Origin of the sequence: Rothia nasimurium (assembly GCF_042660305.1) — a bacterium.
Taxonomy (GTDB): domain Bacteria; phylum Actinomycetota; class Actinomycetes; order Actinomycetales; family Micrococcaceae; genus Rothia; species Rothia nasimurium.
On sequence record NZ_JBHSTW010000010.1, the window covers coordinates 85,076 to 98,882 of the forward strand.

Annotated in this window: 11 protein-coding genes; 2 read left to right on the forward strand and 9 right to left on the reverse strand. The window is 56.6% G+C overall.

Annotated features, from left to right (window positions below; translation table 11 throughout):
- Positions 1 to 221 precede the first annotated feature (221 nt).
- Positions 222 to 2,495 (forward strand): NAD-glutamate dehydrogenase domain-containing protein, encoded by a 2,274-nt coding sequence (locus tag ACFP6B_RS04130; RefSeq protein ID WP_377127183.1) that lies wholly within the window; start codon positions 222 to 224, stop codon positions 2,493 to 2,495.
- Positions 2,496 to 2,619: 124 nt separating this feature from the next.
- Here ACFP6B_RS04130 and ACFP6B_RS04135 read toward each other — a convergent pair whose 3' ends face one another.
- The 5 genes from ACFP6B_RS04135 to ACFP6B_RS04155 all read right to left on the reverse strand — a co-directional run bounded on the left by ACFP6B_RS04135 (position 2,620) and on the right by ACFP6B_RS04155 (position 9,198).
- A complete protein-coding gene (locus ACFP6B_RS04135) occupies positions 2,620 to 3,942 on the reverse strand; it encodes an MFS transporter (RefSeq protein WP_377127186.1) in 1,323 nt (440 codons plus the stop codon).
- Positions 3,943 to 4,090: 148 nt separating this feature from the next.
- Entirely contained in the window at positions 4,091 to 6,208 is a 2,118-nt protein-coding gene (locus ACFP6B_RS04140; protein WP_377127189.1) for an acyltransferase family protein, read from the reverse strand.
- Between the two features lie 88 nt (positions 6,209 to 6,296).
- Positions 6,297 to 7,784, reverse strand: coding sequence for a DUF6056 family protein (locus ACFP6B_RS04145; RefSeq protein ID WP_377127192.1), 1,488 nt, complete (start codon positions 7,782 to 7,784; stop codon positions 6,297 to 6,299).
- Complete coding sequence (locus ACFP6B_RS04150; RefSeq protein ID WP_377127195.1) at positions 7,777 to 8,184, reverse strand: GtrA family protein; 408 nt, start codon at positions 8,182 to 8,184, stop codon at positions 7,777 to 7,779. Before ACFP6B_RS04150 ends, ACFP6B_RS04145 begins: the two co-directional genes overlap by 8 nt.
- A gap of 3 nt (positions 8,185 to 8,187) precedes the next feature.
- Positions 8,188 to 9,198: a glycosyltransferase family 2 protein gene (locus ACFP6B_RS04155; protein ID WP_377127198.1), complete on the reverse strand. Its 1,011-nt coding sequence runs from the start codon at positions 9,196 to 9,198 to the stop codon at positions 8,188 to 8,190.
- 95 nt (positions 9,199 to 9,293) lie between these two features.
- On the opposite strand from ACFP6B_RS04155, the gene ACFP6B_RS04160 reads away from it, so the two are divergent.
- Complete coding sequence (locus tag ACFP6B_RS04160) at positions 9,294 to 10,586, forward strand: hypothetical protein (RefSeq protein WP_377127201.1); 1,293 nt, start codon at positions 9,294 to 9,296, stop codon at positions 10,584 to 10,586.
- 44 nt (positions 10,587 to 10,630) lie between these two features.
- On the opposite strand, the gene ACFP6B_RS04165 is transcribed toward ACFP6B_RS04160, so the two are convergent.
- From ACFP6B_RS04165 to ACFP6B_RS04180, 4 genes are read right to left on the reverse strand one after another with little or no spacing between them, the layout of a single operon-like run.
- A complete protein-coding gene (locus ACFP6B_RS04165) occupies positions 10,631 to 11,431 on the reverse strand; it encodes a glycosyltransferase (RefSeq protein WP_377127204.1) in 801 nt (266 codons plus the stop codon).
- A 47-nt stretch (positions 11,432 to 11,478) separates the two neighbouring features.
- Entirely contained in the window at positions 11,479 to 12,591 is a 1,113-nt protein-coding gene (locus ACFP6B_RS04170) for a glycosyltransferase family 4 protein (protein WP_377127207.1), read from the reverse strand.
- 5 nt (positions 12,592 to 12,596) lie between these two features.
- Entirely contained in the window at positions 12,597 to 12,992 is a 396-nt protein-coding gene (locus ACFP6B_RS04175; RefSeq protein WP_237187425.1) for a DUF2304 domain-containing protein, read from the reverse strand.
- A gap of 2 nt (positions 12,993 to 12,994) precedes the next feature.
- Positions 12,995 to 13,732, reverse strand: a complete 738-nt coding sequence (locus tag ACFP6B_RS04180) for a glycosyltransferase family 2 protein (protein ID WP_185173810.1) — start codon at positions 13,730 to 13,732, stop codon at positions 12,995 to 12,997.
- Positions 13,733 to 13,807 lie beyond the last annotated feature (75 nt).

Below are 13,807 nucleotides of genomic sequence, written 5' to 3' on the forward strand. Positions count from 1 at the left end.
CCACAACTTTAGAACAAATATTCCCATTTATCTCGAATCTGTGTACTATTTTTTGACAGGCAAATTAAGTACCCCCCCTAGGAGGCCCACCCCAGCAGCTTCTCTTCACATACGAGATACACAGTCTCACATTGCAAAAACACTATCGCCAGGTTTCTTTCCCGCTCTTATGCTGGAATTTCCACCGGGCGCCAGCGCCCCTACCCCAATCAGAAGGGCAGATGATGTCAGCTACTCCTACTTCAGCTCTCTCAGCCAAAGTTCTACACGCCTACTCCCGCTACCTCCTGCAGCTCGGAGTCAGCTTCAGCGCAGAATTCATGGCCCAGGCCCTTTCCAGCAACCCCGGCGTCGCCGCAGGTATCGCCGACATCTTCAGCACCGGTTTCGATCCCGCCCTCGGAAAGGACGCGGACGCCCGCCGCACCTCCCAGCGTGCAGCGGCCGAAGATGTGCGCACCGATATCGAAAAGCTGGATGCTGAAACCCAGGATTTCTTCACCAAGCTGCTTGAGGTCGTCCTCGCAACCGTGCGCACCAACGCCTATCAGGGCAAAGAAACCATCGCCCTAAAAATCTCAACCCGCGACGTTTCTTTTGCGCCCCTTCCCAAGCCGCTCTTCGAAATCTTTGTCGAAGGTGAAGCCCTAGAAGGTGTGCACCTGCGCTTTGGCAAGGTTGCCCGCGGTGGTCTGCGCTGGAGCGACCGACCCGAGGATTTCCGCACCGAGGTGCTCGGTCTGGTTAAGGCTCAGGTCACCAAGAATGCCGTCATTATCCCCACCGGCTCCAAGGGCGGCTTTGTTCCCAAGAACCTACCCGACCGCGACGCTGAGCAGGATAAGTACAACGAGATGGGTGTAGCTGCCTACAAGCTCTTCATCTCTTCCCTGCTCGATGTCACCGATAACCTGGTGACCGACAATGGCCAGCAGACCATCGTGCGCCCCGATGCGGTGGTGGCTCTCGATGAGGACGACCACTACCTGGTCGTTGCCGCCGATAAGGGCACTGCCACTTTCTCAGACATCGCTAACGGCATCTCTCTAGACCGTGGCTTCTGGCTGGGCGATGCTTTTGCCTCCGGCGGCTCGGTGGGTTTTGACCACAAGGAAATGGGTATTACCGCCCGCGGCGCCTGGGAGTCGGTCAAGCGCCACTTCGCTGCCCTGGGGCACGATTCTCAGGCTGAAGACTTCACTATGGTGGGTATCGGCGGCATGGCCGGCGATGTGTTCGGCAATGGCGCCCTGCTCTCAGAGCACATCCGCCTGATTGGCGCCTTCGACTCCCGCCATATCTTCATCGACCCCAACCCCGATGCAGCTACTTCTTTTGCCGAACGTCAGCGCCTCTTCAACCTGCCCCGTGCCTACTGGACCGACTACAAGCCCGAACTGATTTCAGAGGGCGGCGGCGTTTACTCCCGTAAAGACAAGGCCATCGAGGTCACTCCCCAGATGCGCGAGGCCCTCGGCCTTGATAGCGCCGTTGAAACCATGAGCGGCGACCAGCTCATTACCGCCCTGCTCAAGGCCCCCGTAGACCTGCTCTACACCGGCGGAACCGGCACCTACGTGCGCTCCACCGAAGAAAGCAACAGCCAGGTGGGTGACTCCACCAACGACAAGCTCCGTATCACCGCACCCGAGCTACGGGCACGCGTCATCTCCGAAGGTGGCAACCTGGGTCTCACCCAGCGAGCCCGCATCGAGGCAGCAGCGGGTGGCGTCCTCGTCAACACCGACGCCATCGACAACTCTGCCGGTGTTGAAACCTCAGACCGCGAAGTCAACCTCAAGATTCTCATGGGTCGCGCTATCGAAGCGGGTCAGTTCAAGGAGGGCGACCGCGCCGACTTCATCGCTGAGCAGGTCGAAGAAGTAGGCCGCCGCGTGCTGCGCTCCAACCTGGAGCAGAACGTACTCTTGCAGGCAGAGCGCACCGAAGCTTTCAACACCAACGACATTGCGGGCGAGTTCATGGACTACCTGACCGAGACCGTACACCTGGACCGCGAGGTTGAGCTACTCCCCTCAGATGCCGAACTAGCAGACCGGGCCGAAGCCCACGTCCCCCTCACCAGCCCCGAACTCTCGGTACTCACCGCCTACGCAAAGATCGGCCTCACCGTAGCGCTCGTTGACAGCGGCTACGCCGACGAGCCCGACCTCGACCTCAGCGACGTCCTGGCTGACTACTTCCCGACTCCCGCTACCGAGAAGTTTGGCTCCTACTTCGACGAGCACCCCCTGCGCAGCGAAATCATCGCAACCCGCGCAGCCAACCGTATGATCAACCACGCAGGTATCACCTTCGTGTACGAGATGAAGAAGAAGCACGGGGCTTCAGTGAACGATATCGCCCGCGCCTTCCGCGCAGCCCGTCTCGAAGCAGGTGCCCTGCCCGATATTGAGGGTAACGGCGACTTCGACGCCTGGGTCGAAGGAGCACAGGCCCTCCGCAAGGCCATCGAGGCCAAGCTCGCCCGCTAGACCCGCGGCAGGTATCGGCAGCCCCCAGCAAGCGCTGGCTCTTCTACCGACTAGCACCTAAAACCAGGGCGCCCGCCCCACCTACGAACGGTGGGGCGGGCGTCCTTATCTCTTGCGAGAAAATCTAGTGGTCCTGCACCCGGTCAACCTCAGCCAGGGTCAGCTTTCCGGTCTCGCGAGCGGTCAGCGCACACAGGCAGGCCAGGGCCGCCATGCCCAGGGTAAAGGCGGCGGGGCCTGCCCAGTTGGCAAAGTCGTCCCCGGCAAGCGCGGTAGCTGCTGCAGGAGCGATACCACCCGACAGGGCAAAACCAATCTGGGTGCCCAGGGCCAGGCCGGTCACCCGCACCCGAGTGGGGAACATTTCAGCGTAGAAGGACGGCCAGATACCGTTGGCCATAGAGTAGAAAGCCCCGTGCATGAGCACACCAAAGACGAAGACCAGGAGCACGTTGCCGCTCGTAATAGCGTGCAGGTAGGGGAACATTAGCCCGCCAGCAACCAGGGCGCCGGTGGCAAAGATAGGCTTACGACCCACCCGGTCGGCAAGCATGGCCCAGAGCGGGATAGCAAGAAGACTCAGCCCATTTGAGGCGATGGGAACCCAGAGCATGACGCCCGAATCAATCCCGTGGCCTTTGGCGGCAAAAGAGATAGAGAAGGTTGTGAAAACCATGTTCACGGTATTGACCATGGCGCACATGGCCACCACAGCAACTGCTCGCTTATGGCGGGTAAATACAAGGGTCAGGGGTGCCTTGCGGCGGGCCGGATCCACCACCTGCTGCGCCTGAGTCTCAACAAAGGAAGGGGCTTCTTCAAGACGGCGGCGGATCAGCCAGGCAGCTACCAGTACGAAGGCGGAGAGCCAGAAAGGCACACGCCAGCCCCAGGTCAGCAGGTCCTCTTCAGGCAGGGCTGCAAAGGGCAGAAAGACCGCTGTTGCCAGCAGGGAACCAAACTGGGTGCCGTGCAGGGTCCAGGAAGTGGTGAAGGCACGCTGGTGGTCGTGAGCGTGTTCCAAGGACATCGAAATAGCAGAGGCCTGCTCACCCGAGGCAGACAGACCCTGGAAAACCCGGCACAGCACCAGCAGGGCGGGGGCAAGCAGCCCCACCTGGTCGTAGGTGGGCAGGCAGCCGATGGCGAAGGTGGCCCCACCCATCATGAAAAGGGTCAGCATGAGCACGAAGCGGCGTCCGAACCTATCACCCAGCGGGCCCATCAGCATGGCACCAAAGGGGCGCACCACATAGGCGACACCCAGCACCATCATGGATTTAAGGATTCCAGCGGCATCCGAATCCTCGGGGAAAAAGACGCGGTTCAGTACCAGGGCCGCAGCCGTACCGAAGACCGCGAAGTCGTAGTACTCCAGCGCTGAACCAATCCAGGAGGCCAGGGCGGCCTTACGCGGGCGTTTGTGAGAGGTTGCGGGTGCGGTCATAGTTTTCCTGCAGGGGTGCGGACGCCCGGCTCAGCTCTACGGGCCCGGCGTGTGTGCGTACAGTGCTACCCCTGAGCGTATGCGGGGGTGCCCCAGCTGGTCAAAGCCGGGGCACCCCCATTCCGTATGGTGGTTATTGGTCAGCTGGCTAAGGAGCAGAGGGGTCCCAGCCTTGGGCCAGTAACTGACGTTCCATTTCAGAGGCCATGGTGGAACCGTAGGCCTTTGAAAGATGATTATCGTCAATATAAATAAAGACGTTTCCTTCAACCGGTCGGCACATACCCTTGGGGCAGATTTGCTCGGTCAGATCTACGGTGTAGACGCGGGGGTTAAACTCCCCCAAAGCCAGTGAGGGGTTAACCGGTGCTAGCTTCTGACTAACAGGCATAGAACAGTTAGAGAGCTTGCGCAGGTTAAGCTGGCCGCATACATACATGTTGTAGTCATAGCGGGGGTTATCGCGCAGGGCAATCACGTTAATTCCGGCAGCGGTAAATGTCTCAACGGTCTTCTCTAGCCCGTCAATGAGGGTTTCATTGGCGTCGGTGGGGCTAGCGGCAGTACCCATCAGCAGCAGATTGGTGGGTTTGAGGTCAAGAATCTCCTGGGTCAGGTTGCGGTTAAAGTCTGCACATTCTGCCCAGTCTTGAGGTTGCGTGGGAAATTTACAGCCTCCCTTGAGAAAGGCCATCATATTCTGCCGATTGGCTTCCGCCAGGGGGCGATACATCGAAATAGCCTGTTCTGCATGGGAGTCGCCTACAACGATGGTCAGGGGTGCGTCCTCATCCCCCCAGTAGTCGATGGAGCAGTAGTCTGTCAGGTCGGGGTTGATGTTGGCCCCGTAGCTGGCACACTGCTGGCTCAGGCTATCGAACTGGGTGAGAATATCGCCCTGAGGAATAGGTAGGTTGCGGTAAAGCTGGTTGCTTCCTGCCGCCAAGGCTCCAGGGTAGGCAGCGGTGCCAGCTAGGAGGGCAAGTTCCTCAGCCTGCTCCTGCTGGTAACGCACCCAGACCTGCCCGGCAGTCACACTGCCGCCTATCAGGGCCAGGCAGGTAGCAATAACGGTAAGGGGGCGCGCCCAGGAGGGGCGGCCGTCCTGCTTTTGGCCCGTCCAGGGAGCCTTACTCTCTTGGATATGACGCAAAAGCCGGCGGCTAGGCTTCCTATCCCAGGCGCGCAGGGGTTTTTCCACGAGATGATGTAGGGCCCAGGCAGCTGCTATGGAGAGGAGAATAATCAGGGTTCCATCGAACCAGCCAGCCTTAGGTTCTCCAATAGCGGTGGTGTAGAGAATAAGAATCGGCCAGTGTACCAGGTAGAGGCAGTAGGAAATAGCGCCCAGCTTCTGTAAAGGTCTAGCCGAGAGCAGGCGATCTGCCCCCCAGGGGGAGCCGGTCTGACCAGCAGCAATCACAAAAGCGGCCGAGAGCAGGGGCCAGAGGGCCAGGTAACCGGGGAAGGCACGCTCAACAGGCAGGAGCCAACCGCAGGTGACAAGGCCGATAACGCCCACCCAACCCATGGGTACCTTCAACCAGGACGGCACTCGCCAGGCTAGTACGAGCATGGCGAGCAGGGTGCCGGCTGCGAACTCCCAGAGGCGGGTGCGGGTGTCGAAGTAGGCAAAGGACTGGTTGGTAGAGGTCTCGATAATGGAGAAGGTAAGAGAGGTAACGAAGACCGTACCAAAAACAAATAGGGCGGTGGGGAGAACCTTCAGACGCAGATAACCCACCAGGAAGGCTACGAAAGCAAACAGCAGGGGCCAGAGAATAAAGATTTGGCCCTGCATGGAGAGAGACCAGAAATGCTGGAAGGGGGTTTTGAGGGTGGCGTCTTGGGCGTAGTAGTCCACCGAGTTGAAGGCTAGTCGCCAGTTGAGGAAGTAGAAGAGCGCTGCTTTGGCGTCAGCTAAAAGGGATGCCCAGCGTGAGGGAGCAATGACGAAATAGGCGGCGACCAGGGTAGCCAGGATGACGGTTGCAGCCGCCGGCAGTAGGCGCTGGAAGACGTGGAGCCAGTAGCTGACGACCTTGAGGGGCTTGCCGTCCTGAATCTTACGTAAGGACGACAGCGAGAGCAGGAAGGCTGAGATGAAGAGGAAGACATCGACACCGCCAGACACTTTACCGAACCAGACGTGGTACATAACCACGAGAAGGACTGCCAGGGACCGGAGGCCTTGCACTTCTGGCCTGAATTTGGGTTGCTCAATGAAGCTGCCCAAGGGCTTGTGTCTGTGGCGAGTTCGGTTCATCTATGCTGCTTCTCTGTGGTGCGGTTGCTACCCGATGGCTGGGCAACTTGGGCAGTCTACCACAGGCACCGGTTAGGTCTCCGAGAGCTTACAAGGCGGGGCAGGTAAGGTCTGCTTTCACAAGATGACTAGCGGGAAGGCAGTAATCGGCAGGCTCGGGAATAACTACTACCCGGCTAACATCGTCGACTCCGTACCAGGTACTGATTGCATTGATGACCCACTCGATTTGAGGGGCCCCTGCAGGTTGAAGATCTACAGCCTCACTAACGAGTGCAATACGCACGGGGACAAACTCGATAGGTTCATCGGCGCCCTTCTCAGCACGCTGTTGGGCAATAGATTCGCCACGAAGTTCCAGGTGCTCTGCGCGCAGGTTGAGGGCCGCAGCGGTGGTGGCGGTGTAGGAAGTAGCAGGCAAGAGCGTAAGAAGCGCGAGGACGCCAGCCCCCAGCAGGGCAGGAACTTTAGCTTTGTGAGGGCTTACGAGGCGCACTAGGGCAAGAAGACCTAGCAGGCTAGTGATAGCCGTAGCGAACGCAGGGTTGGTGAAGGTGCGCAGGGCGATGGTGGGGCTACCTGTTTTTGCAATAACGGTGTGGGCAAGGAAGTAGATAGCAAAGACTGCTAAAGCCAGCCCCATGAGTCGTAGGGGATGCAGGGACGCCCTCCAGGTAGGAGCGCTCAGGGCGTAGAGGGAAAGTGCCGAGATAGCAATGAGCAGATATCCCCAGTCAGAGGAGTGCCCGAAGAAGAGGGAGAGGTCGGAGGGTAGATTTTTGAGGATTCCAGTGAGAGATATTTCTGTCCCATAATATTCCCTGCGAGCCATAGTTCCAGGTGAGAAATAGATGAGGGCAAAGCCCAGAAGGGACCCCAGCCAGAGAGACCCTCCTACGAGACGTAAAGTTGCTTCGCGCCTAAGAAGGCCAGCGACCAGCAGAAGGAAACCAGCGATACCGGTGCAGATAGTCAGCGGCTCTGTGAACATACCTGCCCAGGTTGCAGCTAGGGCCAGGGCAAGAGCCCCTCGGATAGTGATTTTTCGTTCTGCAAGAAAGAAAGCTAGGCAAAAGGTCAGAGCGGTAAAGGTAAGCCCGCCCAGATAGACGGTGCTCGATGTTAGCCACAGGTAGGAGTCAAACATACTGGGTGAAAGCACAAGTCCACCGGCAACGATAAGGGTAGCTAAGCTGTGTGAGACAACCATGGGCGACTGCTCAAAACTTACCAAACGCCTCATCATGTATGCCACTGCAACTACGAGGGTAAGGAACATGAGAGCAGGGACGAGTTGTATAGCGCTTTGACCTAGAAGAGCGTAGGTGAAGGCGAAGAGGGAGGCCTGCCCGATACGCCCATTATGGGTGAGGTAGTGGTCTACGACGTAGGTAAAAGGGTTCCCCTGGTGAGCGTAGACGTTGAAGTAGCTAAAATCGTCCGCAATGATACTGGCACGGGCCGCGAAATAAAGGAAAGTACCGGCAATCAGGGCAGCGAGAACGGCAAGAGCCACAATGGGCAGAAAGTTTCGGCGCATAGGCTCAGTCTGCTGAGAAATGAGAGTTTTACGCATTGCCAGTCTTCCTAAAGATAATGAACTTGTAGGCAAAGAAGTTCCACCCGGTGGTAATGACAAGAGCCACCATGCGCGCTAGGTAGACACCCAAGAAGGCCGCCGTGAAGTGTACGAAGACAAGAGTGAAAATGTAATTGACTGCGAGAAGTACACCAAAGGAGACCGTCTGATACCCCACAGACTTGACCCGGACGTCCTTATTTTCAAAAGCAAAGAACTTTTGAAGCAGGAAAGAGAAAGTTACACCTAGCCAGTAGCTGGCAGTAACGGCAGCGGCGTCGCTGGCAGAAAAAACCTTAACTGCCACAAAGATCACGGCAAGTTCAAACAGCACACCGGTTCCGCCCACAAGAATATAGCGGACCAGGGTTTTATTGCGTTGTAGGAAATCTAGCATGGACTAGCCAATAAGGTTTCGTGATGAGGTGCGGTCAATAACGTAAAGGGGGCGCCCCTGGGCTTGGACATAAATGTGAGACAGGTAGATAGCCAATATTCCTTGCGCTACCAAAAGCACACCAACGAGGAAGGCTACGAGTATTCCGACCATGGCGGAACCGGTGATGTCCCAGCCAAGGGGATCCCCCATCAGGAACTGTTGCACAATAATCGTCAGCCCCGCGACAAAAGCTAGCAGGGTGATAAAGAGCCCCAGATAACCGAAAGCAAAAAGAGGCTTAATACTCATCGTGGTGAAACTGTTGAGGGCAAGCCCCACTAGCTTACGCATGCTGTAGGTAGCTTCACCTGCCAGACGGTCGGGAGCTTCAAACTCTATGTAATCGCGTTTAAAGCCCAGCCAGTCTATGAGGCCTCGAGTTATGCGATTTCGTTCGCTAAAGCGAAGAAACTCGTCTACAACAACTCGATCTAGCAGCCTGAAGTCTGTAGACCGGGGTACCGTCTGACTCTCCGAGATCGAGTTGAGGATTCGGTAAAAGAACCTTGACCCTTGGGTCTTGAAGAAGCCACCAGCATCGTTCGAGCGCACACCCACCACAACCTGGGCGCCAGCTTCCCAACGGGATAGAAAATCACTGATATAGGCAGGTGGGTGTTGGCCGTCCGCGTCCATAATAAGGACGGCCTGCCCGAGGGCAACTTCGATACCTGCCGTTGTAGCGATTTCTTTACCAAAGTTCCGCGACAGATTAACTACTCTTGTCGTAGCGCTCCCCTGGGCAAGTTCCTGGAACTTCTCAAGGGTGTTATCTGTGCTGCCATCGTTCACATAGATAATCTCGTAGGGGTCAGCCCCCATGGAGCGCTCAGCAAGACGCTCCGCAACAGCAGCTAATGCTGGAAGTAGAAGTGTCTCATGAAATGTTTGAATTCCCGCGCTTTCGTTATACGCGGGCACGACGATTGAGAGCACAGGGGCAACGGGTGAACGATGTGAGGAGTGTGGCACAAAACCATCATACGGCATACCCTAGAACGCTTTCTGGAGTGGCAAGACGGATAAGCTAGAGATACTTTCCTTATCGTCATAGAAGAAGAGATTCCGTGAGCGAAGAACATACCGAAGCTGTGATTAGTCGCGGCCAGTCGCTTTTTATTACGGCTTCATCCATTATTAGCGCGGGTACTACTTTCTTGGTGACCTGGCTAGCTGCCCGATCTTTAACGGTCGAAGACAACAAAGATTTTTTGGTTTTTTGGTCTCTTACTTCTTTGGTGTTCGCGACTTTGTTGGGGGTTCAACAAGAGTCAGCGCGCCTCATCGGCTCTCATCATTTGAGCAAGGGTAATTCTGCTTCTGTCCCCCGTCAGAGAACCTACAACCCGCTCGTGGTAGCGACCTGGGTGGGCCTCACCTGTGCTCTCATTTTTGCGGCTCTTACACCGGTGTGGCTCGGCACCGTTCTACCGGCAGGGGACTGGAGAACAGTACTTCTGATTACCCTGGTGACGGCTGTATACGCCTGCCACGTCTACTGCATCGGGGCGATGTCCGGCACCCGTTCCTGGACAGAATATGCCCTGTTGATTTCAACCGGCGGTATTTTCTGTTTCCTATGTACCCTGCTTGTATCTGTGGTTGGGGGCGGCCTGCTTGCCTTTCAGCTCTCTTTCTTGGCAACGGCCTTCCTCTGGCTCATTTTTGTGGCTTTCTCACCCCGGGTACGCTCAGCGACCCGTTTGCGTCTGGTAGGACGCCCAGGCGCGGCGTACCGGAGCATGCTTTTAGCTGTGGGGACCGCGGTAGCTATGGCTGCTATGTCTACGGGCTTTCCTATCTTCTTGGAAGCAACAAGTTCGAAGGCCGAAACAGAGTCCGATGCACTTCTGGCCGCGATTATTTTGGGCATCTCCATCACTCGCGCGCCCATCATGATGCCCCTGCAAGCTTTTCAGGGTGTCGCGGTGTCTTATTTCCTGGCCCATGCCCAGCGCCCTACCGCTGCCCTGCTTAAACCTGTAGGGGCTTTGCTAGCTCTGGGGGCGGTAGGAGCCGGAGCAGCTTATCTGCTGGGTCCCTGGCTTTTCGATGAAATCTACGAGAAGTATACCGGGCAGCTCGACGGTGCTTTCCTTGCGGCTCTCACTTTTGCTGCGGCCCTTCTAGCGGTGACAACGCTGTCAGGCACGGCGGCCCTGGCGATGGGCGCCCACCGCATCTACCTTGCAGGCTGGGTAGTTACCGTTGTGGTTGCTTTTGGCTGTCTGCTACTACCGTTAGATCTTGAAACTAAAACCATTGTGGCCTTGATGGCTAGCCCGGTCATCGGTGCGGCAGCGCACCTTGCCGGCATGGAGGTACTGAGCCGAACACAGACGTCCGCACCAGCCATCTAACAGTGCATACAACGTGAGGGGCAGCTGAGCTGCCCCTCGATGTTTTAAGAACGTTTGAAGTAGGTGAAGTACTCGTGCAGGGGGCGGATAAGCCCGGACGCCCGCACAAACTGGACGCTGCGCCACAGCAAGTGCGGGGGTAATGCCAGGACGGCGGGAACGCCAAGAGTCTTCGCGAGCTGGCGGCGGCCACTGGTAACTGCCTCGATGTGATCGCCGCGAGCTCCCGCTCCCTTACTGATATTGGTAGTGTGCACTCGGTACTGGATTTCATTCCCCTGCAACGTCGCTACAGGCCCCAGCGCTGCCAAACGCAGGAAGAGGTCATAGTCTTCGAACTGAGTGAGATCCTGGCGGTACTCTTTTGCCTGGTGGTAGGCTGCAGCCCGGAACACCACCGATGAATGCGGGATAGGGTTGAACAGCAACATGCTACGCCGAACATCGTCACCGGTTGGAGCTTTGAGTTCACCCGTTACTCGGCCATTTTCGTCAATGAGGTCTCCCCCAGTACCCACAAGAACACATTCAGGGTGGACGGCTAGATAGTCTAACTGACGGCGGAACTTTGTAGGAGTGATGAGGTCGTCCCCGTCAACATTGGCGATAAAAGCTGCTTGGGCGGCATCGCAGCCTGCCCGCATCGCGTTACTGACACCAATATACCGATCAAAGCGCAGGACGGTCAGGCGCGGGTCTACGAGCCAGGGGTAGGCTTTTTCGTCGGTGGCGCGGCCTTCGGAGTCAAGAGTAATCGTAGGGCCGTTAAGCACCAGAATTACTTCGAGATCAACATCGTAGCTAGCCAGCACCGAATGTACCGTGCTTTCAAGCCACTTATTCAAAGCCCCACTTCGTATAACAACAGATAGCTCAGGCAAAGATGTCATTTCTAAGCTCCTGCCCCGTTAGTGAATGTACGCAAAACCTGCTCATAGGTCTTACCCTGGCTAGCCCAACCCCACCGCTGGAGGTCTTCTACAGGGTACGCCTGGGGGCCCTGCGCGAGCTCAGCACGTACGGCTGCTACCAACTGGGGTACGCCCTGCTGCCCGACAATGTGAACCCGCACCCCGGCGTCCTTAAGCACCCGGGCGCTCGACACATCGTAGGTGACGATTGCTGCCTGTGAAACGTAAGCATCGATGATGGTGGTTTGGAACCCTTCGGCCGCCACGGTGGGATTGACTAGGGTCGCCCCGCGAAGCTCACGAGCTACAGTTGCGTGATCAACAAAGCCCTTGAAATCTACTGCATCAGAAATACCCAGCTCAGCGGCATACGCTTTAGCCTTCTCTAAATCAGCCCCAGCACCCAGCACTACACCGGTAATCTCAGCATCTTCTGCATGGAGTTGCTGAACAGTTTCGAGAAAAGCCCGCCAACCCTTCACCTCAACTACACGGGCTAAAAAGACAAGCTTTTTCCGCTGGAAGACAACATCTTCAGGGGCAGCCATAGGCAAGGGAGAAACGTTATAAAAAACCTCCGCATCTACACCTGAAAGCTTTTTAACAAAATCACAGGAGGGCTGAGAAACACCCAAAACCTTAGAAGCTGCACGGAGTGTCAGCACACCCAATGTACGGTCTACCAGCTGACTTGCTAGGCGAATAACAGCCTTCTCCGAGACCACAAAGCCCGAACCGTGCTCGGTATGGACTACGGGAATCTTCATCATTCGGCCTAAAGCAACCCCAAACCAGCTCATGCTAAAGAAGCGGGTATGAACCGAGATGACATCGATATTCTCGCGCTTCAGCACCTTAGCGAGGCGGGTAAGACCCACTAGAGATGGGAAACCGAGGATGCCGTCGACGGTGAGGTATTCCTTAAGCCGATAAACCTTGATACCGTTTTCAAAGCTCACACCGGGTGCATCTGAGAGGGTCACGATAGTGACCTTATGCCCTAGCCTGTGCAGCTCGGCTGACAGGGCAGAGACATGCTGCTCAAGGCCACCCACCTTAGGGGGGTAGTTATTGATAACGAAGGCGATATTCATAGTCTCTATTTGCCCTCTTCTTCTGGGCGGCTTTCAGTAGGCACGGGGTGGCGGGGGTGCTCAGCGTTTCCCTGCTCTAGCTGGGCTCTGAGCATCGCCACTTCTTCAGCCAAGGTTCTGGTATCTTCCCCCAGTCGTGAGAGATCTAGAGTCAGGTGCAGGCAAATACCGATAAGCATAATAATTGCCAGCATGAAAAGCAGGTTAACTGGCACGATGACGCCTGTCAGGTCAGCAAGTGTGCTCAGCAGGTGGGGGAAGAGAGCCAGCACAATAATAGCTGCAGACACTAGCAACCACAGGGCAGCGTACTTTTCCTTCATCTTCTGGTTGCGCACCTGGGCGAAGACCATAACGAAGATGAGAACCGACAGGATCAGAAAAAAGACATTTGACGGCATGCTTAGCCCTCCCCGGCTGTTTTCTTACGCGTCATGGAGATACCGAAGGCGAAAAAGGATCGCACCAGGTAGATAGCTGATTTTAGAGGCCCTGATGAGGGAGTGCCACCCTGTCGTTCCCGCATTTCCACCGGTACCTGAATGACCTTGCAGCCAGAACGAATAGCCATCACGGTTGAGTCGATGGTATCCCCTAGATACTCAGCAGGGAAAAATTCACAGTACTGCTGAATGCCCCGGCGGTTTACCGCACGGAAGCCGCTGGTGACATCGGTAAATTTCTCACCCGAGATACGGGTGAAGAGGAAGGAGAGCAGGCCCATTGCCCATTTACGGGGGCCTCGTACCTTGTAGGTATCAGAGGCTGCAAAGCGGGAGCCGATAACGATATCGGCCCGGTTCAGACCTTCAATGAGGGTGTCGATAAACTCAGGTGGGTGCTGGCCGTCCGAATCCATTTGCATAGCAATGTCGTAGTCCATACGGCGGGCGTACCGGTACCCGGTTCGCATGGCAGCACCAACCCCCATGTTGTAGGGCAGGTCAATGACGAAAGCACCGGCCTGGCGGGCCACTTGAGCCGTACTATCTGTAGAGCCGTCATTAATGACGACCAGGTCAACCCAGGGAGCCTTGGCCCGAAGGTCAGCAATCGTCGCTCCGATAGCCTCTTCCTCATTCCAGGCGGGCATAATCACCAGAACGCGCGGACGCTCCTGCGGTGCAGATTCACTGTTCATCTGTGGGCTGGCTTTCCTGTCTCGTGCATCTATCGGCCGATAGGTAACATGCGTATGGCCCAGTCTATCAGTTTG

Coding starts and splice junctions, on each gene's coding strand:
- ACFP6B_RS04130 (WP_377127183.1), top strand. CDS start 222: ATGATGTCAGCTACTCCTACTTCAGCTCTCTCAGCCAAAGTTCTACAC.
- ACFP6B_RS04135 (WP_377127186.1), bottom strand. CDS start 3,942: ATGACCGCACCCGCAACCTCTCACAAACGCCCGCGTAAGGCCGCCCTG.
- ACFP6B_RS04140 (WP_377127189.1), bottom strand. CDS start 6,208: ATGAACCGAACTCGCCACAGACACAAGCCCTTGGGCAGCTTCATTGAG.
- ACFP6B_RS04145 (WP_377127192.1), bottom strand. CDS start 7,784: ATGCGTAAAACTCTCATTTCTCAGCAGACTGAGCCTATGCGCCGAAAC.
- ACFP6B_RS04150 (WP_377127195.1), bottom strand. CDS start 8,184: ATGCTAGATTTCCTACAACGCAATAAAACCCTGGTCCGCTATATTCTT.
- ACFP6B_RS04170 (WP_377127207.1), bottom strand. CDS start 12,591: ATGAATATCGCCTTCGTTATCAATAACTACCCCCCTAAGGTGGGTGGC.
- ACFP6B_RS04175 (WP_237187425.1), bottom strand. CDS start 12,992: ATGCCGTCAAATGTCTTTTTTCTGATCCTGTCGGTTCTCATCTTCGTT.
- ACFP6B_RS04180 (WP_185173810.1), bottom strand. CDS start 13,732: ATGAACAGTGAATCTGCACCGCAGGAGCGTCCGCGCGTTCTGGTGATT.